At 56.8% G+C, this 25,567-nt stretch carries 24 protein-coding genes; 7 read left to right on the top strand and 17 right to left on the bottom strand.

Going from position 1 to position 25,567, the window contains the following annotated elements; genetic code table 11:
• Positions 1–25: 25 nt before the first annotated feature.
• The 4 genes from KGB27_RS03465 to KGB27_RS03450 form a co-directional block, all read right to left on the bottom strand.
• Positions 26–547, bottom strand: a complete 522-nt coding sequence (locus KGB27_RS03465; RefSeq protein ID WP_008044179.1) for a 4Fe-4S single cluster domain-containing protein — start codon at positions 545–547, stop codon at positions 26–28.
• Positions 548–1,180 carry a DUF2997 domain-containing protein gene (locus KGB27_RS03460; RefSeq protein WP_223553201.1) on the bottom strand — a complete coding sequence of 211 codons (633 nt, stop codon included), beginning with the start codon at positions 1,178–1,180 and terminating at the stop codon, positions 548–550. It lies immediately after the preceding gene.
• A 2-nt stretch (positions 1,181–1,182) separates the two neighbouring features.
• Complete coding sequence (locus KGB27_RS03455) at positions 1,183–2,175, bottom strand: hypothetical protein (RefSeq protein ID WP_223553200.1); 993 nt, start codon at positions 2,173–2,175, stop codon at positions 1,183–1,185.
• Positions 2,176–3,171: 996 nt separating this feature from the next.
• Positions 3,172–4,608: an amidase gene (locus KGB27_RS03450; RefSeq protein ID WP_223553199.1), complete on the bottom strand. Its 1,437-nt coding sequence runs from the start codon at positions 4,606–4,608 to the stop codon at positions 3,172–3,174.
• 118 nt (positions 4,609–4,726) lie between these two features.
• Here KGB27_RS03450 and KGB27_RS03445 point away from each other — a divergent pair, with 118 nt between their 5' ends.
• Entirely contained in the window at positions 4,727–5,317 is a 591-nt protein-coding gene (locus tag KGB27_RS03445) for a TetR/AcrR family transcriptional regulator (RefSeq protein WP_223553198.1), read from the top strand.
• 241 nt (positions 5,318–5,558) lie between these two features.
• Here KGB27_RS03445 and KGB27_RS03440 read toward each other — a convergent pair whose 3' ends face one another.
• The 13 genes from KGB27_RS03440 to KGB27_RS03380 all read right to left on the bottom strand — a co-directional run bounded on the left by KGB27_RS03440 (position 5,559) and on the right by KGB27_RS03380 (position 19,475).
• Complete coding sequence (locus KGB27_RS03440) at positions 5,559–6,254, bottom strand: tRNA (adenine(22)-N(1))-methyltransferase (protein ID WP_317850696.1); 696 nt, start codon at positions 6,252–6,254, stop codon at positions 5,559–5,561.
• Positions 6,255–6,415: 161 nt separating this feature from the next.
• Complete coding sequence (locus KGB27_RS03435; RefSeq protein WP_008033385.1) at positions 6,416–6,874, bottom strand: MarR family winged helix-turn-helix transcriptional regulator; 459 nt, start codon at positions 6,872–6,874, stop codon at positions 6,416–6,418.
• A 223-nt stretch (positions 6,875–7,097) separates the two neighbouring features.
• On the bottom strand, positions 7,098–8,495 hold the full coding sequence (locus tag KGB27_RS03430) for an MFS transporter (RefSeq protein WP_008033386.1): 1,398 nt from the start codon (positions 8,493–8,495) through the stop codon (positions 7,098–7,100).
• Positions 8,496–9,084: 589 nt separating this feature from the next.
• Positions 9,085–10,068 (bottom strand): GlxA family transcriptional regulator, encoded by a 984-nt coding sequence (locus tag KGB27_RS03425; protein WP_008038798.1) that lies wholly within the window; start codon positions 10,066–10,068, stop codon positions 9,085–9,087.
• 114 nt (positions 10,069–10,182) lie between these two features.
• Positions 10,183–11,181, bottom strand: coding sequence for a 4-hydroxyproline epimerase (locus tag KGB27_RS03420; RefSeq protein WP_223553196.1), 999 nt, complete (start codon positions 11,179–11,181; stop codon positions 10,183–10,185).
• A 12-nt stretch (positions 11,182–11,193) separates the two neighbouring features.
• Complete coding sequence (locus KGB27_RS03415) at positions 11,194–12,045, bottom strand: ABC transporter permease (protein ID WP_223553194.1); 852 nt, start codon at positions 12,043–12,045, stop codon at positions 11,194–11,196.
• Complete coding sequence (locus KGB27_RS03410; protein WP_008038802.1) at positions 12,042–12,890, bottom strand: ABC transporter permease; 849 nt, start codon at positions 12,888–12,890, stop codon at positions 12,042–12,044. The genes KGB27_RS03415 and KGB27_RS03410 overlap by 4 nt, the downstream gene beginning before the upstream one ends.
• Positions 12,887–14,005: a glycine betaine/L-proline ABC transporter ATP-binding protein gene (locus tag KGB27_RS03405; RefSeq protein ID WP_008033396.1), complete on the bottom strand. Its 1,119-nt coding sequence runs from the start codon at positions 14,003–14,005 to the stop codon at positions 12,887–12,889. Before KGB27_RS03405 ends, KGB27_RS03410 begins: the two co-directional genes overlap by 4 nt.
• A 74-nt stretch (positions 14,006–14,079) precedes the next feature.
• Positions 14,080–14,928 carry a glycine betaine ABC transporter substrate-binding protein gene (locus KGB27_RS03400; protein ID WP_008038804.1) on the bottom strand — a complete coding sequence of 283 codons (849 nt, stop codon included), beginning with the start codon at positions 14,926–14,928 and terminating at the stop codon, positions 14,080–14,082.
• Positions 14,929–15,000: 72 nt separating this feature from the next.
• Positions 15,001–16,347: an NAD(P)/FAD-dependent oxidoreductase gene (locus KGB27_RS03395; protein WP_192228240.1), complete on the bottom strand. Its 1,347-nt coding sequence runs from the start codon at positions 16,345–16,347 to the stop codon at positions 15,001–15,003.
• On the bottom strand, positions 16,344–17,861 hold the full coding sequence (locus KGB27_RS03390) for an aldehyde dehydrogenase (protein ID WP_008038808.1): 1,518 nt from the start codon (positions 17,859–17,861) through the stop codon (positions 16,344–16,346). Before KGB27_RS03390 ends, KGB27_RS03395 begins: the two co-directional genes overlap by 4 nt.
• The gene (locus tag KGB27_RS03385) at positions 17,854–18,765 is read right to left on the bottom strand and encodes a dihydrodipicolinate synthase family protein (protein ID WP_192228242.1); all 912 of its coding nucleotides are present in this window, start codon (positions 18,763–18,765) and stop codon (positions 17,854–17,856) included. The genes KGB27_RS03390 and KGB27_RS03385 overlap by 8 nt, the downstream gene beginning before the upstream one ends.
• Positions 18,762–19,475 carry a GntR family transcriptional regulator gene (locus KGB27_RS03380; RefSeq protein WP_008033405.1) on the bottom strand — a complete coding sequence of 238 codons (714 nt, stop codon included), beginning with the start codon at positions 19,473–19,475 and terminating at the stop codon, positions 18,762–18,764. The genes KGB27_RS03385 and KGB27_RS03380 overlap by 4 nt, the downstream gene beginning before the upstream one ends.
• Before the next feature lie 414 nt (positions 19,476–19,889).
• Here KGB27_RS03380 and KGB27_RS03375 point away from each other — a divergent pair, with 414 nt between their 5' ends.
• The 6 genes from KGB27_RS03375 (at position 19,890) to KGB27_RS03350 (ending at position 25,547) form a co-directional block, all read left to right on the top strand.
• Positions 19,890–20,828 carry a LysR substrate-binding domain-containing protein gene (locus tag KGB27_RS03375; RefSeq protein ID WP_223553192.1) on the top strand — a complete coding sequence of 313 codons (939 nt, stop codon included), beginning with the start codon at positions 19,890–19,892 and terminating at the stop codon, positions 20,826–20,828.
• Positions 20,829–20,966: 138 nt separating this feature from the next.
• Positions 20,967–22,223 (top strand): aromatic ring-hydroxylating oxygenase subunit alpha, encoded by a 1,257-nt coding sequence (locus tag KGB27_RS03370; RefSeq protein WP_223449517.1) that lies wholly within the window; start codon positions 20,967–20,969, stop codon positions 22,221–22,223.
• Between the two features lie 3 nt (positions 22,224–22,226).
• Positions 22,227–23,375 carry a 2Fe-2S iron-sulfur cluster-binding protein gene (locus tag KGB27_RS03365; RefSeq protein ID WP_411736696.1) on the top strand — a complete coding sequence of 383 codons (1,149 nt, stop codon included), beginning with the start codon at positions 22,227–22,229 and terminating at the stop codon, positions 23,373–23,375.
• A gap of 137 nt (positions 23,376–23,512) precedes the next feature.
• Positions 23,513–24,418 (top strand): alpha/beta fold hydrolase, encoded by a 906-nt coding sequence (locus KGB27_RS03360; RefSeq protein WP_223553190.1) that lies wholly within the window; start codon positions 23,513–23,515, stop codon positions 24,416–24,418.
• Between the two features lie 137 nt (positions 24,419–24,555).
• Positions 24,556–24,957, top strand: coding sequence for a GFA family protein (locus KGB27_RS03355; RefSeq protein ID WP_223553188.1), 402 nt, complete (start codon positions 24,556–24,558; stop codon positions 24,955–24,957).
• Positions 24,958–25,115: 158 nt separating this feature from the next.
• Positions 25,116–25,547, top strand: coding sequence for a bleomycin resistance protein (locus KGB27_RS03350; protein WP_223481116.1), 432 nt, complete (start codon positions 25,116–25,118; stop codon positions 25,545–25,547).
• Positions 25,548–25,567: the final 20 nt, after the last annotated feature.

Below are 25,567 nucleotides of genomic sequence, written 5' to 3'. Positions count from 1 at the left end.
CTATTATCCCTGCGCTTGAACTGAGTTATACATGCATCGGAAGACCGGTTTTGGTAACACCAGATTTTGAAACAACAAATTCGACAACTCTTCTAGTACGGAAAAAGTCAATGTCGACTCTGTCGCTGGTTTTGATAATCTGCTTGTGCTGATAGGGGTGATTCGCGTTATGCCGATACCGACCAGCCAGCGTCAAGTCTACGGCTTTAACAACACGAATCATGGCTTCATTCTGGAATATCTCTTTTGGCGTATAGCCTGTATAAAGTATCCAGTTTTTCTCGCCATTGACGGCATGTATTAATTGCGCCAAGGCTGGCGCCTGGTCGAGCGGTTCCCCCCCAGAGAGGGTAACCCCAGCGATGTCCAGCGCATTTATCTTCTGTGCCAATTCATAAACAGGCATCAGCGTACTCGCTTCGCGAGCGTGGGTCTTCTGATTGAAGCACCCCTTACAATTCAGCGCACAACCCTGCACCCATAATGTCAAGCGTAACCCGGGGCCGTTAACGCTGCTCAACTCCATATGGTGTACATTGATTTCCATTTAGAAATTCGCACTGAGAATTTGAAGGGTTTGCTCTTCATGGACTACGGTATATTCCGGCTTCCACTCAGTCACAAGTTCCGCAGTAGGGCTAGAAAGTAGAGATTCAAGCTCTTCAGTAAGTTTTGTGCAAATATCGCCTTTCACGCCATGCACTTCCTCCGTAATTTCATCGCCCGTAAAGGTGACATGAATGCTGTATTCGTAGTTAGGTCCAAATTCAACCTCGAACCCTTGAAGAGTTTCTTTCACTCTTGCTGGAACACCTGATGCGTCGATGCGCTTGATGGTTTCATCGATGGCTACGCTGATGTACGCTTTCTGAAAGCTTAAAGCCAAATCAGCCATTATCGCTTCGTCGTCGGACGAAATAGTTCCCCGTTCGATGAGGAGTTTGTAGGAGCCCTCCTCAATTTGGCAAACAAATAGATTGAATTTATCAGCCGTTTGGCCACAAATAGCCCTAAATTGCTGCTTGCCCATATAGCCTATTTTGCTCAATACCTTTTTACTGAAGTCGCTGGCAAATACGGAAACCAGACCAGTCGTTGGGCTTAGGCCCATCTTGCCGAACGCTTTGGCAATGGCTTCTTCATTAACATAAGAAAATTCAAACTTTGTACAATGAGACATTGTTAAAGCTCCAGCCTGCGACCGGGAACAACTTCTTCGGCGTTCTGGATAGCAATTATTACGTCAGGGGCTACCTCAATGTTGCGCATAGGCGCCGTGGATGCAAGCGCAGCCTCAGGCGCAACAATTTCTGAAACCGATGTTGGAGTTCCAGAGTTGACAACTACCCGACGTCTTTGTGCTGTCTGTGATGCACCACTACCACAAAGAAGACTTGCATCAATCGCTTCCAGCAGCCTTCTTATTACCAGAATAGGATTTGATGTGAGCTTTTCATATAGCCCAATGCGCAACAAAGCATCGGCTCCATCATTGAATTGCAATTTAACGAAGTAATTTTGATTTTCATCGCCAGCGATCCCAATGCGCGAGACCTGATTCAGATCCCGCGACAGCTTTCTCCAAAGATACCCATCAAACGACGCTACAATGAATTTTGTCGCTGTTGCGGCAAAAGCATTGCTACCAACTTCAACCTCGTCAGCATCAAAATTCTGGTAGCTGACCAGAATTTTCTCCCCCACAGAAAATCCCAGAGCGGTTGCCAAATATTCATTTGTCGAAAAATCGATATCTGCGTGAAATTTTAAGCTTTTTGACAGAACATAAAGGCTAAAGATGCCTACTAATCCATAGCCTATTGCTCTCAGCGCGTCTTCCGGTGCAAGAGCCACAAAAACTGCGAAAATAAAAACAATGATTCCGTAACCGTAATTTATGGCCGTCTTTGTACTGAGCTTTTTATTTCTATAAGCCTGAAATGTTTTGCCGGGAATATATTTTTTTGAAGGTGCAAATAGCAGGAGGCACACACCAAAAAAAATCAGACCAATAAGCCCCATTGCAGCCTGGCGCTTTTGCCCATTTTGCAACCCTTCAAGAAACATCCACGCACCGGTAACGATGAAAACAGGTAAGCATGCCAGTATTGCAAGTCCCGTTTTCTTACCTTTGGTGGCCATCATCATTTTCCACATCGGGATAGTCTTTATCATTCACAAACCTTCTAGAGTTGGTGCAGAAGCGCGTAGTGAGGGGCTGACTGTAGAACTACTCATTGATCTATGCTACATGACAATCTTTGCTTTATCACGCGCTAGGGATGGCCTGAAGTAGCCATACGTTTCGGGCTAACTTCGACCACTGCCGATTTTGAAAGTGGCGAGTCGATCCAAAACGCTCAGATCACTCACTCATTTCTGGTTTTTCAGCCGCAGCGAGCACCTCGCAGCGGCCATTCCCCGTATTACAGGCGCACCTCTCCTGCGTTGCTCTATAAATGTCGGCGGGCCATCCACAGATTTCCGATTTTTTAGTGGCCTGGGCTGTTGCAGTTACACATGCAGCAAGCACGAACGATTAAACACAATATTTCAAGGTAATTACCTTACGCTCAATACCTAACGCTTTGGCATCATCAATAGAGAGCATCACGGGTAGTTGGCTCCGCTACAGATCGTAGCTGCTGTGCACATTACACTCGAGCGGTAGCTCCGGCAAGGCGCCAAGCACTCGTTTGCGAATGCCAAGATCGGACTTCAAAAAACGCCTCCAGTTATTGAAACTGAACGGGGAACACTATCGGCATAGTTGTTGCGACACAAATCAGCTAACCCTGAAAAAGGCTATCAGTGCTAAAGCGCCGTGCGGAAACGATGATTCGGCAAGAACCCCTGTTTCGATTATCGTTTCCAGGTCTTACTTCAACCCGAAGTTACACTTCAGTTCGACGATACGGGCCCACGATGCTGGTGGGCCTCCGGAGTGGTTGGCCGGCCACAAACGACCCAAAGCAGACGGTGGTGGTAGACAGGAAATCGGCCAAAAGTGGTCGTTCAGGTCAGCCGCCGAATCGGTGAGACCCTTTAGTCATGCTCAATTAACAGGGATGGCATTTGGAGTTCCACCTCTTTACGGCACAACGAATGTCGACCGCATACTCCGTATGCGGCCTGCGTTCTCGGGTTCTTAGCGATGTCTAGGGTCGACGATTAGTAGTTCCCTGCCCAGATTCCTGGACGCCGGGTATTCCAAGGCAAAGCACGCTCCAACTGCGCAGCCAGTTGCAGTAACAGATCTTCGCGGCCATAGCCTGCCCCGAACTGCATACCAATAGGCAAGCCATTCGTCGAGTCGTGCGCCAGAGGCATCGACATGGCTGGGCATCCGCTGACGTTGAAAACTGCGGTGAATGGGGAGTGATCGAACACTCTCGCCATCCAGCCGCGCCCATCAAGTGTTTCTTGGCCTGCATTGTATTGGCCAATAACTGGCTGAGCATTGGGTAGCGTCGGGGTTAGAAGCACGTCGTAGTTGCTGAACAGTTGGCCCATGTTCCGGGTCACGATATTGCGTTGGTACATCGCGCCCAACAGTTCGGTCGCGCTTAATTCCTGGCCGAGCCGGTATAGAGCGAGTGTTGCGGGCTCAAGTGTGGACTCATCAATGCCTCGGCCAGTTACAGCCGCAATCGCGTCAATCCAAGCAGCTGTGTTGCTGGACCAGAATCGTGCATTGAGTTCCACAAACGCTTCCCAGCTCAGACCGATATCAGCGATTACGGGCGTGACATGATGGCCCAGGTTTTCAAGTGTCTGGCAGACCATTTTTAAACTGGCGCTCACCTCGGGTGATATCAGCAGACCGTTCAGGGCATGTTCTTGCACGGCAATGCGCAGAGACCCGGGCTCGCGATTCAGCAGCGACATGTAGGCTTGGTTCGGTGGTGCAATGTGGAAAGGATCGCCCACAGCTGGGCCGTGCACAGCGTCCAGCAAGCTGGCGGTATCCCGAACCGAACGACTCAGGACACCGTGCACAGCGAGCCCAGCCCACACTTCATCTACATCAGGGCCCATGGGTAAACGGCCACGACTTGGCTTCAAGCCGAACAGCCCGCAGGACGCTGCGGGTACTCGTATCGAACCGCCGCCATCAGTCGCATGAGCCACCGGCACTACACCGGCAGCCACGGCGGCGGCCGAACCACCGCTGGAGCCACCGGCACTGCGAGTCAGATCCCATGGATTGCGGGTCGGACCGTCCACACGGTTTTCTGTAGTCGTGCTGGCGGCCAGTTCTGGAGTGGTGGTGCGGCCAAGTGTGAGAAGACCGCTACGGCGGAATCTACTCATCAACTCTGAATCTGAATCGGCAACGCAGCCCTGTGCAAGCCGGCTACCCAACTCATTGCGACGATTACGCGCAGTCAGCCCCAGATCTTTAACCAGCATCGGCACACCTTGCAGAGGGCCTGCCTGGGCCTGTGGCTCGTCTTCCCAGGTTTCGATTACCGCGTTGATGTGAGGGTTAAGCGCCTTTATTGCGCAAAGGGCAGCGCTTCGAACTTCGACTTCGCTGATTTGGCGGTCGGCAATCAGAGCTGCCAGGCCCACGGCGTCATGTTCAGCGTACTCGGAAAGATTCATACATATCTCCTGTGATGAGTGATCTATACTGATCGGTATCGTGCGATACTTGTTAGTATCATGCGATACTGTGTAGTATCGATGTCAAGCAGAATTCGATTTCCAGAGAGTGTTAGCCGTGGAAAAGCCCATACGTCCTGAACGCATCGCACAGTTGCCACCCCGTGAGCGCATCATCGATGCCGCTCACGCGCTATTTTTCGAACAGGGCATTTCCCGAGTGACAGTGGACGCCATTGCCGCTTTGGCGGGTTCAACAAAAATGACGCTGTATCGGCATTTCGAGACAAAGGATTTGCTGGTACTGGAGTGGTTGCGGCTTCTCACTGAGCAGTACAGCGCGGTGCTTGACGATCTCGCAGAACAACTGCCTGGTCAGCCCGTTATGCAATTATTGGGATTTGCCGAATTCATCGCGGCGGATCTAGAAAAATCGGGTTATCGCGGTTGCCCGTTCACTAATAGCCTGGCTGAGCTCGCAGACCAGTTGCATCCTGCTCGGCTGTTGATCGAGGCGCATAAACGGCGTCAGTTTCAGCGAGTAGCAGAATTGTGTGAGGAGGCGCGGCTGGTAGACCCACTCGACAAAGCTCAGGAGCTGACCCTGCTACTCGAGGGTGCGCAGGTCGTGGCTCAGAACAAGGGAATGTCCGATGTGGCCAGCCAGCTTTTGAGAATGGTACGTAAGCGTCTTGGAATATCCGCGTGAATAAAAAACAGGCCTACTGGTGAACGCATCAGCAGTTGACCAAGGGGCAAGCTTGTCGATTGGTTGCTCGCTCCGAGTATCTGAGGGCGAGCGTCCGCTTCTGGCCGATTGCGCCCCTCCTTGACTGGCGGCTATGGGTCGTTCGCTGCCCCTCGCGATAGGTCGTTATCAACCATTTGATGTGTCTACACCGTTGAGGAATACCCGCCCAGCTAACGTCCGTACAAACCCGGGAAACGTATCAAGCCAGCAACTCGCTAATCCATCGCGCCTGCCGGGCAACATCCTGCATTTTCTCCTCCGGCACAGCCTGCCGCGCGCGGGCGAACTGGGTCAGGGTCTGTTGCTTGTGGCGCAGGATGCGCTGCCATTTGACCAGGAACGCCGGGGTGCGTGCCTGCATCTGCAGCGGGCCGAAGTACAGTTCTTCGGCGGTGTACGTCACCGGTCCGGCGCGCTCGGCGACGATGATTTCGTAGTCGAAACGGTTTTCGCGCAGCACTTCCTCGCAGAGGATGCGGTAGCCATTTTCCATCAGCCATTGGCGCAGTGGCTGCTCGCCGCCGTTGGGCTGCAGGATCAGGCGTTCCTGGCCGCTCAGGTGCGCCTTGCCGCTGTCGAGGATGTCGCGGATCGTTTCGCCGCCCATGCCGCAGAGGCTGATCGCGGTGATCCCGTCGCCCGGTTCGATTGCCGCCAGGCCATCGGCCAGGCGCACGGTGATGTGCTGGTCCAGGCCGTTTTCGCGCACGGTGCGTTCGGCCGAGTGGAACGGCGTCAATGCCACCTCGCCCGCCACCGCCGACGCGATGGCGCCACGGCGCATCAACGCCACCGGCAAGTAGGCATGATCCGAGCCGATATCGGCCAGGCGCGCACCGGCTGGCATATGCGCAGCCACGCGCTCCAGGCGCATGGACAATGTCTGTTCGTTCAACTGCAGTTCCTTTTCACCACGGATGTCCGGCACCGTTGGCATAAGTGCGGGCCGCACATGATGCTTGGTGAGGGTGGCAGGGTAAAGCGCCGGCGCGGGTTGTGTGATGAACCGCCTGTCGTCTTGCCTTCGGGTAGACAGGCTTGAACGGTTGAGTCGCCCTACTCCCGATCTTTCGTCGTACGGATGAGGTTGCCCCGTAACTTCACGATTGCCTGCTGCAATTGCACGAAGTCGTCGGCATCCAGACCGGTTTGCGGGAAGCCGTCTTCGGAGAGACCTTCACGCAATTTTCGCCCCTCTTTTGTGAGGCTGATCCGCACTTGGCGTTCGTCTTCCGGGTCGCGCTGGCGCAGCACATACCCCATGGCTTCCAACTTCTTCAGGATCGGAGTGAGGGTGTTGGATTCCAGGAACAGTTTTTCGCCGAGGCTGCCAACGGTCTGGTTGTCTTCCTCCCACAGCGCCACGAGGGTGATGTATTGCGTGTAGGTGAGTCCGAGCCGTTCGAGCATTGGCTTGTAAGCCTTGCCGAAGGCGAGGTTGGAGGAATAGACCGCAAAACACAGGAAGTCGGAAAGTTTCAGGTCGAGGGCGGATGTCTTTTCAGTGGGTTTCATGAGCATTCTCCGGGCCAAAGACAAATGGATCGCAAGGCCCGACTATACATCGCATGCGATGGTGTCGGAAGTGCTCGTTCCTCTGATGTTCGTTATCCACGTGCAGCAGGCCCCGTCGAGTGTCACCCCTCACCCGGGTGACACAAGAATTGACCAGCATGCGAAACGGAACCGGGGACGGCTACCAGCGCCGTCTACCGGTTCAACCTCTCAAGCCAGCCGATTACAGATCGGTGATTTCCTTGTGGCGCGGTACCAGCAGTTTCATCACGCTCCACGCCACCAGGTAGGCCACCGCACAGATGGCGAACATGATCATGTAGCCGGTGTGAATATCGTTGATCGATTTGTAGTAGTCGAACACCCAACCGCCAAGCTTCGTCATCGCAACACCGCCCATGCCGCCGGCCAAACCGCCAATGCCGACCACTGACGCGATGGATTTTTGCGGGAACATGTCAGACACGGTGGTGAAGATGTTGCACGACCACGCCTGATGCGCCGACGCCCCGATGCCGATCAATATCACCGGTACCCAAAAGCTGATGTAACCCAGTGGCTGAGCCAGCAACACCAGCAGCGGGAAGAAGGCGATGACCAGCATGGCTTTCATCCGGCCGTCATACGGCGCATCGCCACGTGCCATGAAATAGCTCGGGAACCAGCCGCCGCCAATACTGCCGACCATGGTCATGCTGTACAGCACGGCCAAAGGCAACACGATGGCCGCGCCCTTCATGCCGTACTGCGCCGACAGGTAGGTTGGCAGCCAGAACAGGAAGAACCACCACACACCGTCGGTCATGAATTTGCCGAAGGCGAACGCCCAGGTCTGGCGGTAGGTCAGCAACTTGAACCACGAGACTTTTTTCTCGGCAACGCCCGGTGCCGGGGTGGCAATCACCTGCGCATCGCTGCGAATGAAGGCCAGTTCCTCTGCCGAAAGGCGTTTCTGATTTTCAGGTTTTTCGTACAGCGCAATCCACACGGCCACCCAGACAAAGCCCAGCATGCCGATCACGATGAACGCCGCTTCCCAACCCCACAGGGCGGCAATCAGCGGCACGCAGATCGGCGCCAGGATCGCGCCCACGTTGGCACCGGAGTTGAAGATACCGGTGGCGAAGGAGCGTTCCTTCTTCGGGAAGTATTCGGCCGTGGCCTTGATCGCGATCGGGAAGTTACCCGCCTCGCCTATCGCCAGCACGGCGCGGGACAGCATGAAACCGGCGATAGAGACCGGGATCACCGCAAGACCGAACGCACTGCTCACCGCCGCGATGCCCTCGCCCATCGGCACTGAAAAGGCATGCATCATGGCGCCGGTCGACCAGACAGCGATCGCGATGATGTAGGCCTTCTTGGTGCCGATCTTGTCGACGAAACGGCCGGCAAACAGCATGGATATCGCGTACACAAACTGGAAAACGGAAGCGATGTTGGCGTAGTCGCTGTTGCTCCAGCCAAATTGCGTCGACAGATCCGGCGCCAACAGGCTGAGCACCTGGCGGTCGAGGTAGTTGACGGTGGTGGCGAAGAACAGCAGTGCACAGATCGTCCAGCGATATTTGCCGACGGACTGGCCGACACGTTGCGCATTGATGGGCTCGTTCAGATTCATGGCATCACTTTATTATTGGATTGTGGTGATGATCTCTCGGTTTCAAGCGAGATCAATTCTTACGCGCAGCGAACTGCTCCGTGGCAATCGTCAGACGAGTAGCACGTGCAATCGGGGGGTTGCTACAGATAACGGGGATGACTGAGCGCCTGGGCAGGCAATCAGGACCGGACCACAAGAAGCGGTATGCGGGAAGGCTGGAAAGCGGATTGAGTTCATGATGGGACCCGGTTTTTGTTTTTAGGGGTGTAACATCGTATGTCGTCGTACAACTGCGCCTTTTATAACGATTCCCCTACCCGGCTGTCAATCCGGAAAATGGCCGTTCGTCTCGACAGACAACACGCCGAACGGCAAAGGCTGTGCCGCCCTTGAAGAGATTAGTGGTCCGGGTGTGGCCGTGGGTATTTGAAAATCAGATAGTCGTACGACAACGCATGTCGTGACGAACACTTCAACTGTAGGAGCGAGCCTGCTCGCGATGGTCGTGAACAAAAACGCGTGTTATCTGGATAAACGCGGTGTTCTGAAGTCCATCGTCGGAACGCCGCCCGGAGCCGGCTCGCTCCTACAATTTTCGAGGGGGGGGCTATTTGACCAGCCGTTTTTCTTTGGACGGCCTGTACCCGAAATACGAGCTGTAGCACTTGCTGAAATGACTCGGAGACACAAAACCACAGGCCACCAGCACATCCACCTGGGACAGTTCCGTGTGCTGCAGCAGGCGCCGCGCTTCGGTAATGCGCAATTCCATGTAATAGCGCTGAGGCGTGGTGCCGAGTTGCTCCTTGAACAGACGCTCGAGTTGGCGGCGAGAACGGCCTGCGTAAACGGCCAACTGCTCCAACTCCAGAGGCTCTTCGAGGTTGGCGTCCATCAGCTTCACCACCTCGCGCAAGGGTGCGCTCACGCAGACATTTTCCGTCGGTTTGATCCGCCGGTAACGCGACTCTTCGAACGCGAGGATGTCCTCGATCCCTTCGACAAGAGCCTTGTCGTGCAAGCTCTTGATCCAGTCCAGCGCCATGTGGAACGCGCCCGAAGGACTGGACGCCGTGAGCCGGTCTCGATCAATGACAAAAGGCTCGCTGGTGACATGCGCCGCTTTCGCCACTTCCGCGAGCGCGGGGCGATGTTCGGGATGAATCGCGCAGCGATAGCCGTCGAGCAAGCCGGCACTCCCGAGGAACCAGGCGCCATTCCACAATCCGGCCAGGCTCACGCCATGGTCGGCGGCCGCTCTCAACAGACTGGTCAACTCGTCAGAGGCCTTCAGCTCGGTCCTGTAGCCACCACAAATGACCAACAGATCGAGGTCGTGCACGACGGAGCAATCAATGCGCGCATCCGGCCGGATGACCAGCCCCAGATCGCTGATGACCTCCCCGTCGTGCAAGCCGAACGTGCGCGACGAGAACAGTTTTGGCCGTAGCAGATTCGCCGTGATGATCGTATCCAGTGCCTGCGTAAATGCCGGCAGCGAAAAATGTTCGAGCAGCAAAAAGCCTGTCCGTGTCAGTTGAACAGGCTCGTCGGGGTTGTCGTTCAGATAGCGAAGATTTTTCCCCTTCATGCCTCCGCTAAATTGGCGTCGTTCGATCAAAGTTTTAGGCACTCGGTTACGGCGTAGATAAAACCTAATGCTACCTGCTGACGCTCAAAACACCCTAGCGCCATTTACACCTCTTCACGCCAACTGAAAGCCATGACGAAGCGGGTCCTTGTCATCGACAAAAATGGTGTTGTGCCCGGTAATCTGCGCCCAGCCACCGATGCTGGGGCGAATGCCGTCGAAAGGGCCGACTCTCTCCGCAGACTCGACTTTGCCTTCGAAAATCGTGCCGATCAGGCTCTCATTACGGAACGTCTCGCCCACGCGCAACCGGCCCTTCCCCACCAGTTGCGCCATCCGCGCCGACGTCCCCGTGCCGCCAGGAGAGCGGTCAATCGCCTTGTCGCCGTAGAACACCGCACTGCGCCCATCGGCGGCGGTGCCGTGTTCGTCGTCGCACCAGATGACATGGTGAACGCCGCTGATCCGGCTGTTTTCGGGATGCACGGGATCACACACGCCTGCCAATGCCGAACGAAGTTTCTGACTCAGGCTGACGATGTCTGCGGTCGTCATCCCCGTCAGGCCGGCCCAACTTTCTTGCGGTTCAACCACCGCATAGAAATTGCCGCCATAGGCAATGTCGACGGTGAAGGTTCCAACGCCCGGCACCTCGACCACCACGTCGGCGCTGTGCAGGTAGCTGGCCACGTTGAACAGTCGGATCGAGTCCACGTATTCGCCGCTCATGACGTAATCGACATCGACACGCCCGGCCGGTGTTTCGATGGCCAGCCGACCCGGCTCGCGCGGCGTGACCAGGCCCTCTTCAATCACCACGGTGGACAAGCCGATCGTACCCGCCCCGCACATTGGCAGGCAGCCGCTGACTTCGATGAACAACGCGCCAAAATCGCAATCGTCGCGGTTCGACGGGTAGATGATCACGCCGGACATGATGTCGTGCCCACGGGGTTCGAACATCAGCGCGGTGCGAACCCAGTCATGGTCACGCACGAAAATCTCACGGCGTTCGGCCATCGAAACGGACGGCAGCAGAGGCCCGCCGCCAGTCACGACCCGCACCGGGTTCCCGCACGCATGGGAGTCGACACAAAAAAAGCTACGTCTCATTCTGAAGTCCTCTCAAAGAAGTGCGCGTGGGGAGTGACGCTGCAACGCGCCGCGTGTCAGCCGGTCCAGCAACAGTGCCACCGCGACGATCGCCAGACCGGCGCGCAGCCCCAGGCCCATCTCCATTCTGGAAAGACCTCGTGTCACTTCTGCACCGAGTCCACCGGCACCGACCAGGCCCGCCAACACCACCATCGCCAGGGACATGAGGATGCATTGGTTGAGCCCGACCAACAGCGTCGGCGCGGCCGTCGGCAGTTCGATCTTGAACAGAATGTCCCGGGGTGAAGCGCCGGACGCCTGGCCCAGTTCCAGCAGGTCTTTCGGCAACTGTTTGAACGCCAGGGTGGTCAGCCTGAGCATCGGCGGAATGCCGTAGACGATGGTCGCGATAATCGCCGGCACTCGCCCGAGGCTGAACAGCATCACGGCGGGAATCAGGTAAACCCACGGTGGCACGGTTTGCATGATGTTGAGGATCGGCAGGAAGGCTTCATCCACGCGCTTTACCCGTGCCGCCAATACACCGAGCGGAAAGGCGATGGCCACCGAGATCAACACCGCCACCGAAACCAGCGCGATGGTTTGCATGGAGGCCGCCCAAAGGCCGGCGAACAGGCAAAACGCCAACATCAAGGCGGCAAACACCGCGACGCGTTTGTTGGCGAAAAAGAACGCGCCGACCACGACGATGGCGATGAACAGATAAGGATGCGGCGCCAGCAACGCGGACTCCACCGCGCCCAGCACCGCCTCGATGACTTGGCTGATGCCTTGGAACACACCGTGCAGATTGGCGTTCATCCAATCGACTGCGGGCGCCAGGAATTCACCCGGGGAAAATTGCAGTTCTGAGGCACTCATTGGCTTTCTCCCATCCGCGAGCGGGCAGCGTGCTGCGCCAACCGGTCCAGAATCATGGTCAGAATGACGATGGCGATGGCCGCGTTGATCGACTTGGCGATATCCAGTGTGCGAACGGCGCCGTAGATCGATTCACCCAACCCGCCGGAGCCGACGATGCCGGCGATAACCACCATGCCGAACGCCATCATCAAGCTCTGGTTCACCCCGGCCATGATGCTGGGCTTGGCGAACGGCAGGCGAATCTTGAAAAACATTTGCCAGCCGGTGACACCACTGGCATCGCCCAACTCGATGAACTCTCGCGGGGTCATCCGAATCCCCAGGGATGTCAGGCGTATCGCCGGCGGCACGGCCACGATAAAAGTGGCGAGCAGTGCGGTGGCCGGGCCGTAGCCCAGCAGCGCGATGGCCGGCAACAGGTAGATGTAGGGCGGCATGGTCTGGATCAGGTCCAGCACCGGATCGACCACGCGATCAACCGACGGCGCGAGGCCGGCCAGCACGCCCAATGGAATCGCGACCACCAGCGCCAGTACGGTGGCCGTCAGCACCAGCGCAAGCGTGCTGACCGTCTCTGGCCACAAGCCGATCACGTCGCAGAACACCAGCGCGAGGCCCGCGAGAATCGCGAACCGGGCGCCCACCACCCGCCATCCGATCAGGGCGATGGCCAGCGCGACGAGGTAATACGGCGGATAGGCAATGCACCAGAGCACACTTTTATAAACGCCCGTCAGCAGTGCATTGACACCGTCGAACAAAAACTCGCCATGGTCCGAGAGCCATTCCAGGCTCGAGTCGATGGTCGCGTCGAATTGATCGGAAAAGTCCGGAATGCTCATGTCGATGCCTCCAGAACGGTGTCGGTTGTTGAGGCCGAGAATTCATTCGGAATGCCCTGAACGCCGCGAAGCAGATCGCGCGGCGTAATGATGCCCACCACCACGCCGTTGTCGATGACTGCCAGCGCGTCGCGCTCGGACTTCATCGTCAATCCGATCAGTTCGTTGATGTCTGCGCCCAGCGAAGTCTTGCTCAGCCTGGAAATGTCGCATCCCGGGTTTGCGACCTTGAAAGGCTCGACCGGCGTCATGACCGAGTGAGCCTTGACCAGGTGCAGCCGGGAAATACCTGCCACAAACTCCGCGACATAATCGTCCGCCGGGTTAAGCACGATTTCCTCGGCGGTGCCGACCTGGATGATCACGCCATCCTTCATGATCGCGATGCGATCACCAATGCGGATGGCCTCGTCCAGGTCGTGAGTAATGAAGACCGCCGACTTGCCAAGCTCCTTGGTCAGCTGGCGAAACTCGTCCTGCAACTGCCGGCGAATCAATGGATCAAGCGCACTGAACGGCTCATCCATCAAAATCACTTCAGGGTCGGCGGTAATCGCACGGGCCAGGCCGACACGTTGCTGCATGCCGCCAGACAACTCCGTGGGGTAACGCGATGACCATTCGCTCAGCCCCACTTTGGCCAGTGCCTGTTCGGCCACTTTGTACCGCTCAGCCTTGCCGACGCCCTGCACTTCCAGGCCGAATGCCGTGTTCTCCAGCACCGTTCGATTGGGCAACAACGCCACACTCTGGAAGACCATGCCGATGTGACGCGCCCTCACCTCTCGAAGCTGCGCCGGTGTCAGGGAAGACAGGTCCTTGCCTTTGACCAGCACTTTGCCTGAGCTCGGTGTGATCAGTTTGTTGAGGAGCCTGATCAAGGTGGATTTGCCACTGCCGGACAAGCCCATGATGCAGAAGATTTCGCCTCTTCGAACCTGGAGGCTGACGTCGGAGACCCCGACCACACAGCCGTAGTTTTGCAGGATCTGAGTCTTGGTCAGCCCTTGCTGAGTGACAGCGTTCATCGCTGCCGGTGCGGCTTTCCCGAAGATTTTCCAGACTGACTGGCAATCTATCAGCACTTCGTTAGTGTCTATTTTGGCCGTTGTCATTTTCGTAACCCGTGAACCAGTTTTCTGGTTTCTCTAATGAATCAAAGGGCGGCAGTGGCGTAAGGCATCAGCAATCAGTTCTTGATATTTTCCCAGCGCTTGAGCAACTCGCTGTGGCTATCGGTCCAGCCCTTGATGGCCTGTTCCATGGTCTTGCCATCTTTGACTTCGGCGTTCATCGCGGTGATGTCGGCGATGGGCACGTACACGCTCGCCATCAGTTCACGCGCACGCGGATTGCTTTCAGCGAAGCCTTTGTGGCCGATCCAGTAGTAGCCTTGCAGCGGCGGGAAAATGCCTTTTGGATCTTTCAGGAATTTGAGATCGAATTTCTTGGTCATCCAGGAAGGATCCCAAACGGTGACGACTACTGGCTCTTTACGGTCGACTGCCGATTTCAACGCCGCCGTCATTGCCGTGGTACTGCCTTCCACCAGTTTCAGCTTGAGGTCATAGGCCTTAACCACATTGGTCGCATCGTTCATCAGGCCGGAACCCGGTTCGATACCGATGATCTTGCCGCCCAGTTTTTCCGAATTGGCGTTCAACTGGTCAATGGAATCGATGTCGACGTAACTCGGTACCGCAAGCCCTTGGTAGAGGCCAAACGAAACCGGCGAAAGTTTCTCGATTTTGTTCTTGTTTTTGTTCCAGTAATCGTTTGCCGCGTAGTCCGTTTGCGACGCCAGCACTTGAACATCACCTTTGCTTAATGCCGCATAAGCGATGCCCCACTCGGAGAACTCTACAACTTTTACGGTATAACCAGAGTCTTCAAGCACCTTCTTGGTAATACCCGTAATTGGCGTCAAGTCCTCCCACGTCATAGTACCCATGGTGATATTTTTTTCTTCGGCGTGAACTGGCAAACACATAACGCCGGCCACAGCGACAGCGCAGACAGCCTTCCAAATCTTTTTCATGGCGTGCTCCGATCTACGGTTAAAACTAGAGATTAGGCCTTTATGAAATAAAAGCCGGTGGTTTGAAACTATTCAGCCTTCTCGCCCTGCTCTGAGCGCCTGCCAGCGAATAACCGAGTTGACACCCAACATCGTCAATATCTTTGGAGGAAGCCGGCTAGGCCCTGGCAGTTGACTGAAACTTTGCAAAACCTGTGAATGGTGACCGCTGGCCAACTCGGCAGCCATCACGCCTGCCAATGTGCTTTTAACCGTGCCCAGCCCGTTTTCGCAGCAAGCGGAATAGAGGTTTTCCTCGATTTCGCCAAAGGCGGGAGCACTGTTGCGACTCAGGCAAAGCCGCCCTGCCCAGCTGAATTCCAGCGGCGTTGATTTCAACTCCGGGAAACGTGCATCCAGAGAGTGCCGTTGTTCTTCGGCCACCGCTGCAACACGCATGGGGGTGACTTGAATACTCGGGTCGTAGGTAAACTTGGTGCGGATAACAATCCGCGAAAGTCCATTCGAAGTTATCTTGCGAACTGTCGCGCCCATAGGGTCCGCTGGCAATAAGGCCCAACGATCTTTACCGGTAACCGGCCTTGAAAACTCATCATGACTATAAGCAGCCGTCATTGAGGCGTAAGTAAAGACATGCAGCAACCGGCCTTGAAAGTGACCGAAGTCTTCAATATGGCCATTGACCGCAAGAATGACTTTAGGCGCACTAACGGAACCACGATGAGACTTCGCCTTCCAGCCAATTCCCGCCCGGGACAATTCCACAATCGGTGAACGCTCATACAGTTCAATTTGCCGATCAAGTCCGTTTGCAAGATCCCGAATATATTGCGCTGGCTGAATCATCACCGCACCAGGCGTATACAGCCCGTTGTGGTAATAAGTGGAACCGGTAATGTCCCGCATCTGCGCGGCGTCCAGTACTTCAAACCGCTCGCCAATGCCTTTTAACGATTTGGCATAGTTGTCATTGAGTTTCGTCCCCCGCTCGGTGGCGGCAGCGTTGATCTTGCCGGAAGGGTCGAACGTCTGCGCAGACATGCCATATTCACGAGCAGCGTCGGCGGCAAACGCAATGGCAAAACGGTTCTGGGCAATTTCCAGTGCCGTTGCCGACTCACCGCCCACCGAATACTCCCCGGATGAAAGGCTGTGCGGCACATCGATCATGAACCCCGAGTTCCTGCCCGCCGGCCCCTTGGCGATTTCATGGGCATCCACCACCGCGATGCGGCAGCCCGGATGCAGTTGAGCCAGCCTGCGCGCAGCAGACAGCCCGGCAAAACCCGCACCGATGATCAGCCAGTCCGCCGTGACGTTGCCATCAAGCAGGCGAACAGGCGCAGTGCGTACGGAAATTGCCTCCCAACCTGAAACCCCGGTGTCTACCGGAAGGCGCTTGATGGTATGGGTGCTCATTTTTCGTTCTCTTCATCCGACCGATCAGACACATCGATCCAGATGGTTTTGATTTCGGTGTATTGATCGTGGGCAAAAATCGATTTGTCCCGACCGCCGAACCCGGACTCCTTGTAGCCGCCAAACGGCGTGGAAGCATCGCCCTCGCCGAAGCAGTTCACGGTGACGATCCCGGCGCGAATCTCCCTCGCCAACTTGATGGCACGGCGCAGGCTGCCGGTGTAAACCGAGGCGGCCAGGCCGTACACCGTGTCATTGGCCAAGGCAATGGCTTCAGAAATCGAGCTGAACGTGGTGACCGACAGGATCGGACCGAAGATCTCTTCCTGGAACAACCGACTCTCTGGCGCGACACCGTCAATCACGGTCGGCTCGACGAACGCACCATCTTCGGTACCACCGCCGTACACAACATCAAGTTTGCCGGCGCTGGCATGCTCAAGGTACGACTTCACTTTCGCGAAATGTTCGGGGCTGACCAACGCGCCGACGCGGTTTTGCGGGTCGAGTGGATCACCCATTTTCCATTCGCGGATGTAGGCGCCCATGCGTTCCAGCAGTTCATCCTTCACAGACGCGTGGACGATCAGCCGCGAGGTTGCGGAGCAGTTCTCGCCCATGTTCCAGAACGCGCCGTTGACGACATGCTGAGCGACGAGGTCGAGGTTTTGCGCATCGTCCATCACCACGGCCGGGTTTTTCCCGCCGCACTCGAGAACGATGCGTTTCAGGTTCGAATCGGCTGCGTAGTGCAGGAAACGGCGGCCGGTCGCGGTGGAGCCGGTGAAGCTCACCATGTCGACGTCGTGATGCAGGCCAATCGGCTCGCCGACCTCTTTCCCGGTGCCGGTGACAATGTTGAGCACACCGGCGGGGACGCCCGCCTCGAACGCGAGTTGCGCCACACGCAACGTCGTCAGCGTGGTCTGCTCGGCGGGTTTGACGATCACCGAACAGCCTGCGGCGAGTGCCGGGCCGATTTTCCAGGCCAGCATCAGCAGCGGGAAGTTCCAGGGCAGCACGCAGCCCACCACCCCGATGGGTTCACGCACGACCATGGTCAGCGCGTCACTGCCCACAGGGGCGGTGTTGTCATAAATCTTGTCGATCAACTCGGCGTGCCAGCGCAGCGTATGAATGGTGTCCGGCACATCGACCAACTGGCACTCGCTGACTGGCTTGCCGCTGTCGAGACTCTCAAGGACCGCCAGTTCGTGGCTATGCCGTTCGAGCAAATCGGCAAACTTCAACAGGACGGTTTTGCGCTCTTTTGGAGAAATGGATCTCCAGCGGCCATCCTCAAACGCTTCCTTGGCGTTGCTGACCGCGAGATCGACATCTGCCGACGCGCAAGCGGCGACGTCCGCCAGAAACTCACCGGTCGCCGGATTGTTCGTGGCGAAGGTTTTGCCCGAGATCGCGGGTTTGAACGCGCCGTTGATGAAGGCATTGCAGGGGAACGAAATGTCTTTGGCGATGGCGGCGTATTCGGCCTTGGTCAGGAGATCACCCATGGCTGGCTCCTGATGTGATGCGTGCAACGTCGCGCTTCACATTGGCAATGATGGTTTGCAGGCTTTGCTTTTCTTCCAGGTCGAGAGGTTGCAGCGGCAAGCGCACGTCCCCTACTTTCAGGCCGGCCAGTTCACAACCGTATTTGATCGACTGTACAAACTTGCCGCCGTCCAGGGCGTTCATCAGCGGCATCATCGCCGACATGATCCGGCGGCCCTTGTCGAAGTCCTTTTCGAGCACACAGGCTTCATAAAGCGCCACGTGTTCGGTTGGCAGGAAGTTGGAGCCGGCACACACCCAGCTTCGGGCGCCCCAGGCAAAAAACTCCAGCGCCTGATCATCCCAACCGCAGGACAGCGCGATGTTCGGGAACTCACGGGCCAGCAGATGAACGCGGCCCATGTCGCCGGAGCTTTCCTTGATGGCAACTACATTTTTGGAGGCGCTTACACGGGTGAGGTAATCCTCGTCCATCGAAACGGACATGCGGCCGGGGTAGTTGTAAAGCATGATCGGCAAGTCGGCAGCGCGATCGATGGTCAGCGCGTGGATTGCGTTTTCCTGGGAAGTCGGCAGCGCGTACGGCGGGCTGGTGACGAGAATGGCGTCCGCTTTGATCGCTTTGGCATCCTTGGCGTATTGCACCGAATCTTCGGTACGAATGGCGCCGGTGCTGACGATCAACTGGACCCGGTTGCCGATGACATCCTTGGCATAAGCGGCAAGCTCGGTACGCTCTTCCGAGGTCTGCGCATAATATTCGCCGGTCGAGCCGCCGATGATAATGCCGTGCACTTTCGCCTCGATCAGCGACTCCAGTACTTCGGAGTACACGCTCCAGTCTATTTCCCCATCCGGTTTATGAGGTGTCACTGCGGGGGTGTAGATGCCTTCAAATTTCAAGATGATTTCTCCGGAAATGAATTGCGTGGAAGATCAACGAGCGCGTCCGCCTTGATGCCTTGGGGCGCGATAAAAATCTCCATGTTTTCCCGGGACAGTTCCCAGTGTTCAAACACGAGATCGACTACTGCGGATTCATCGCGGCGTTCAATCGCCTCGATAAACAAATCGTGGTGCCCCGCCGACAGCTCAAGACGCTCTTCCATGTCCTCGTTTTGAGGCCGGAAAAAGGTATTGCCGATACGGGAGTGATCAATCAGCAATCTTTCCAGGCTGGGCTGGAGGTATTGATTGCCGGCCATTTCGCCCATGATCGCGTGGAAGCGGTTGTTCTCGACGACCATGGCCAGCGCATCCCTTGAGGTAGTGGCGATGCGGAACCGGTGCTGCGTGTCCTTCAAGTCGACCAGTTGGCGCGGCTTGTAGTTTTGAACGGCCAGACGGCCAACGGCTGCGTAAATCATCGGTGCGACGAGGAAGAAATTGCGCAGGGTCGAGTGATTCATTGGAATCACCCGGGCACCGCGGTTTTCCCGAATGTCGACATAACCTTCACCGGCCAGGCGTCGGAATACTTCCCGGACCGGCGTGCGGGACAAGCCATATCGCTCGCTGAGAATGACCTCATCCAGCGCTTCGTCAGGGTCCAGTTCCATCGTCAGGATTTGACGTTTCAGATCTTCGTAAAGACTGGTTTTGCCGTTTTTCACAACGACCTCCAAGGGCAGTTTTGCGGTCAGGTGCGGCTGACTGATGAGTCGAGACTCGCACGGGTTTTTGGGTCGGTCAATAGATTGTATTTCTTGTGTATACATAGAAAACACAGGAAAAACACAACGCGATTTCGATTAATTTCTTTTTAATTCATTTAGTTATGCGCTCACCTCAAAAATGAACTAGTCGGTTACAGAAAAGAAACACGTCGTTTTTGGAATGCTTATTTCTAGATCATTCCATCATAAAGCTTATTGCCAAGCGCACTTTGCCAGCAGCCCGGTTGACCCGTAGCGACATGGCGCAAGGCGTTTGCGACACAGCTTTGCGAGCACTTCCCGGCGAGCAACGGAACGAGCGATAGTGTGTCGCCGGTTGAGCGGCTCCGTTCTCCTTCAGGATCGACCAAGATGGGCAGTGAAGAAACCAGTAAGAAGGTCAAGGGCTACCGCCGACTGATACCGTCCATGACAGCCTTGATGGAATTCGAGGCCGTTGCGCGGTTGAGCAGCTTCACGCTGGCGGCGCAAGAATTGGGCGTGACCCAGGCGGCCGTCAGCAAGCAGGTCAAATACCTGGAGGAAACCCTCGGCACCCGGTTGTTTCATCGACTGCACCGGGCGATCAAACTGACCAGCGAAGGCTACGTGCTGTATTCGGTGGTCGCCGAATCCATGCAGCGCATGGCGAACGTGTTCGACAAGATTTCCGAGGGGATACCCGAGCAGGAACTGGTGCTCGCCTGCACCGCGGCGTTTTCACACCTGCGCATCCTGCCCCGGCTGGCTGCATTGCGCCTGTCGCAACCCAAGCTGCAGTTGCGCCTGATCACCCAAGTCCACAATCCGGACGTGCACCGACAAGACGTCGACATCGCCGTGCGCTTCGGCAATGGAAAATGGGAAGACGGCACGGCGATTTTCCTGTTTGACGAAGAAGTGTTCCCGGTGTGTTCCCCCACCTGGCTGACCACGCACCCTGCCCCGCTGTCGGTCAACGACTTCCTGCACATTGACCTGATCGATTCGGACACCACGCTCGAAGGCTGGATGACATGGAACAGCTGGTTCAAGGAGCTGGGCGAGAGTCGTCCCAAGGTGAATTACTGCCTGCGCTGCAGCAGTTACAACGACACGGTGCAGGCCGCGTTGCAGGGCTATGGCGTCGCGCTGGGCTGGAACCGTTTGTTGCGTCCACTATTGCAGAGCGGCGAATTGGTGCGGATTACTGACTACGCGGTGAAACCGAAAGATGCCTATTACCTGATTGTTCCGAACGGCCGGGAAATAACCCCGCTGGTGAACGCCATCGTCGATTGGTTACGGGATGAGTCGCTACTTTCACACTAAGGTCAGTTGTCGATTCTTCGCATAACTTTTAGCTATGCGAGGGTGAAATTAAAGCGCATTGACGCAAATCCGGACCATTTTGATACTTGCCTCACCGTCACTTACTGACGATTCAACATCGCCCCCGTGAGGCAACAGATGACAACTACCGTCGCGAAATCCCAACAAGAACTGGTGACTGCACGCACCCCAGGCCATGGCATGCATGGCGCGTTGTTCGGGCGTCAGGACATTTTCGACAGCGACGTCGATATCTTTTTCACCCGGCACTGGATTCTGGTCGGCGTGACGGCGGACATCCCGGAGCCTGGGGATGTTTCGACCATAGACATCGGCAAGTCCTCGATCATCCTCGTGCGTGACGACGACGAGCAGGTGCAAGCGTTTCGCAACGTTTGCCGCCATCGCGGGGCGCGCCTGAAGCAGGCCGGCAAATCAACGGTGGGCATGCTCGTGTGCCCGTATCACCAGTGGACCTACGACCTTGATGGCAGCCTCAAGCATGCCGCTCACATGGGCAAGGATTTCGATCCGACCTGCAAAAGCCTGACTCGTGTTCATACGAAAGTGGTCGGCACTCATGTGTTTGTTTGCCTGGGTGACCAACCACCGGCAGACATCGCCTACCTGGAACAAACCATGGCGCCCCGGCTGGCGCCCTACAACCTCACGTATTCGAAGATTGCTTATGAAGCCGAGATCATTGAAGACGGTAACTGGAAGTTGGTCATCGAAAACAATCGCGAGTGTTATCACTGCTCTGCGACGCACCCTGAATTAACCGCCTCATTCCTGCCGGAGGATTTTGGGTTCTGCGCTGAAGGTCTGAGTGAGGAATCGCTGCAAGCGCTGGATGAATATGAAGAACGCAATGCGGCAGCCAAACGCAGCTGGGAACGTGACGGGTTTATCTGCGACGCAGTGGAACACCTGGACACAGACGCGGTGACCCAGTTCCGCACGCAGCGGCTGGTCATTGCCGGCAATGGCGAATCGCAAACGCTCGACACGAGGGTGGCCTGCACACGGCTGTTTGGTGACCTGACCCGCCGCGATCTCGGCGACGTGCACTTGTGGACTCATAACTCCTGGACGCATGTGATGAGCGATCACGCCGTCATTTCATACATCATCCCGCTCGCGCCCGACAAAACGTTGGTGCGCACCAAATGGCTGGTCCATGCCGACGCCATCGAGGGCGTGGATTACGACATCGAAAAACTGACCGAGGTCTGGAAAGCCACCAATCAGCAGGACGCCAACCTTGTCGCGATCACCCACAGCGGTACGCAAGATCCCGGCTACTCGCCAGGCCCCTTCTCGGCATTTACCGAATCCTACGTGGATCAATTTTCTCGCTGGTACGCCGCGCGGCTTGCCGCACAGGGAGTGTGAGCAATGACCATGACCCTCCTTGAAAAGCCGCCGGTTACAACGAGCGCCGTGTCTGCACCGAACGTATTCACCCATCCGGACACGTGGGCCACCAACGGTGCACAGTGGAACAGTGGCGAGCAAAAAGCGCTGCACTGTTGCGCCGTACGCGACGAAACCCACGACGTAAAAACCTTTACCTTTCGAAGTGCGGATTTCAGCGCCATCAGTTTTGAGCCAGGGCAGTTCATTACGGTATCGCCGACCATCTCGGGGCAACGCGTGTCGCGCTGCTACACGCTGTCATCGTCGCCCACCCGCCCTTTTGCGCTGTCGATCACGGTCAAGCGTGTTCCCGGCGGGACCGTATCGAACTGGCTGCACGATCACTTGCGCGAAGGCGACAGGCTGCTTGCCTCCGGCCCTGCGGGCAGCTTCACACCGACAGGCCGTCCAGCCGACAAGCTGCTTTATCTATCGGCGGGCTCCGGCGTGACACCGCTGATGTCCATGACCCGCGCGGGTTTCGACCTGGCAGCCCGACTGGATATCGTCTTCGTGCACAGTGCTCGAACCCCTGACGATATTATTTTCCATGAAGAACTGACACGGATGCAGGCCAGCATGCCGGGACTTCGTGTCGTGAATATCTGCGAAGGACACGGCGACAGCACGGATTGGGCCGGGCCGATTGGCCGCCTGGATCTGGCCTTGCTCAGCGAACAGGTGCCGGACTTCAAGGAGCGGGAAGTGTTCACTTGTGGGCCGCAAGGCTACATGAGCGCGGTCAAGTCGCTACTCAAACAGGGAGACTTTGATTTCCACCACTATCACCAGGAAAGCTTCGATATCACGGCGCTGGATGAGGCCCCTCTGATCGAAACGGCCTGCGTGCTCGATCAGCCGGAGAGCCTGTTTACGATCACGCTGTCCCGCTCCGGTAAAACCTTCAGCATGCCGGGCAACCAGACCGTGCTGGCCGCTGCGAAGAAGGCCGGCGCCATCATCCCCTCCTCTTGCAGCCAAGGGGTCTGCGGCACCTGTAAAACGGCGGTGCTGCAAGGCACGGTGGCGATGAACCACAACGGCGGCATCCGCCAGCGTGAAATCGACAAGGGATTGCGCCTGCTGTGCTGCAGTAAGCCAACGTCAGACCTGGTCATCGATTTGTAGGGTCCATCAGAACGCTCAATGTGGTCTACGCTCCAGCCTTGGGTACCTTGTTCTGCCCCGGGCGACGTGCGTTTCGGCATGGTGGTTTGCAGCGGATGCGGTACGCAACTCTCCATGCATCCTTCCGGGAAAACCACATGATCCGCACCCTGCTGACTGCTTCTTTGCTGCTTGCGCTAAGCCTGCCCGCCCATGCCGGCGTCACGCCATTCCCCACTTCGTTCCGCACCCAGGACATCGCCGTGGAAGGCGCGAAAATCCACGTGCGCGTCGGCGGCAAAGGGCCTGCCGTGGTGCTGCTGCATGGCTTCGGCGACACCGGCGACATGTGGGCGCCTCTCGCTGCCGACCTGGCCAAGGACCACACGGTCGTGGTGCCGGACCTGCGCGGCATGGGCTTGTCGTCGATCCCGGACGGCGGCTACGACAAGAAAACGCAAGCGGGCGACGTTCGCGCGGTGCTGGCAGCGTTGAAAATCGACCACTCGGTGGTCATCGGCCACGACATCGGCACCATGGTCGCCTTCGCCTACGCCTCGCGTTATCCGCAGCAAACCGATCGCCTGGTGGTGATGGATGCGCCCGTACCGGGCATTCCGCCGTGGAACGAGATTGTGCGTTCACCGATGCTGTGGCACTTCGACTTTGGCGGTCCGGATGCCGAGCGCCTGGTGGCCGGTCGTGAGCGTATCTACCTCGACCGCTTCTGGAACGAGTTCGCCGGCGACCCGAGCAAAGTGGACGAAGCCACCCGCCAGCATTACGCCAAACTCTACGCCCGCCCCGGCGCGATGCACGCGGCGTTCGCGCAGTTCCGCAGCATTCGCCAGGACGCCGTGGACAACGAAGCATCGATGAAGACACGCCTGACCATGCCCGTGCTGGCCGTCGGCGGGGAAAAATCCTTTGGCAACAACGAAGCCATCGTCATGCGCAACGCCGCGGACAATGTCACGGAAGTGGTGATTCCAGGGGCAGGACATTGGTTGATGGAAGAGGCGCCTACGCAGACTATTCGGGCGATTCGCGACTTTTTGCAGTGACCGTCTGTGGCAGGGCAAAAACTGTCTACGGATCGTTGTCGAAGCCTGCCGCCCTGCCTGTTCGACGGACAGTCGCTCGACACTGCATCTGCCCACCACTTAAAGTGCTGCCCCTCAACAATGGATTGCCACCAAAAATGACTGAGACCTTCCAGGGCAGTTGCCTTTGCGGCGCCATCCAATACCAACTCCGGTCACGCCCCAAAGCTGTTTCGCACTGCCATTGCAGCCAATGCCGCAAAAGCCATGGCGCTGCATTTGCGAGCTACGGCAGTGTCTTGAGGGGCGACTTTGACCTGGTACAGGGTAACGACGACATCCGTTCTTACCCTTCCTCTGAATCTGTCGAGCGCCAGTTTTGCGCTCGCTGCGGCTCGTCGCTCTTCTGGTCAAATAGCCAGGGCGATTACTCCGACTGGATCTCCATAGCCCTCGGTACGCTGGACACGCCCTTTACTTGCGATAAACAGAAGCATGTCGAGGTGACGTCCAAGGCTGTATGGCATGACATTCAGGATCACTGGCCGCAGTCCCGATAATCGCTTTGTGGCTCGAGAATACTCATCCGCCCCTGCATCATGCCGCTCGCTCCCCTTTCCCGTGGCACTCGTGCCAACAGTGCAGAGCCTGCTACCACGCATCAGGCATTTACACTGCCAGCCCCAGGGGAGAAACCTATCGAAATGGAATTCATCTCATGTTTGAACGTAGCAAACTGGTTCCAGAGTTAATGGTCACCGACCTTGGTAACAGCCTGGGTTTTTGGGTGCATTGCCTTGGCTTCGAAGTAGCGTATCAACGCCCCGAAGATGGATTCGCTTACCTCGACTTGAACGGTGCTCAGGTGATGCTCGAGCAGATTGATCCGGACGCAGGCCAATGGCTTACGGCCCCCCTGACGAAGCCATTTGGAAGAGGAATCAACCTGCAGATCGACGTTGCCGCTGTCGCCCCCATCACCCAAAAACTTGGCCAAGCCGGATTTCCACTCTATCGAGCATGCAAAGACACCTGGTATCGGGCTGATAACGTAGAAGTAGGCCAGCGCGAGTTCATCGTCCAGGATCCCGATGGTTATCTCGTCAGATTGGTTGAGCGGTTGGGTGAGCGGCCGGCGGCCAAAAGCTGACCTTGCAGGTCAGCTGCCTG

Source organism: Pseudomonas sp. BF-R-01, from assembly GCF_019946615.1.
In the GTDB taxonomy this organism is placed as follows: domain Bacteria; phylum Pseudomonadota; class Gammaproteobacteria; order Pseudomonadales; family Pseudomonadaceae; genus Aquipseudomonas; species Aquipseudomonas migulae.
This window is presented reverse-complemented; position numbering and strand designations above follow the sequence as displayed.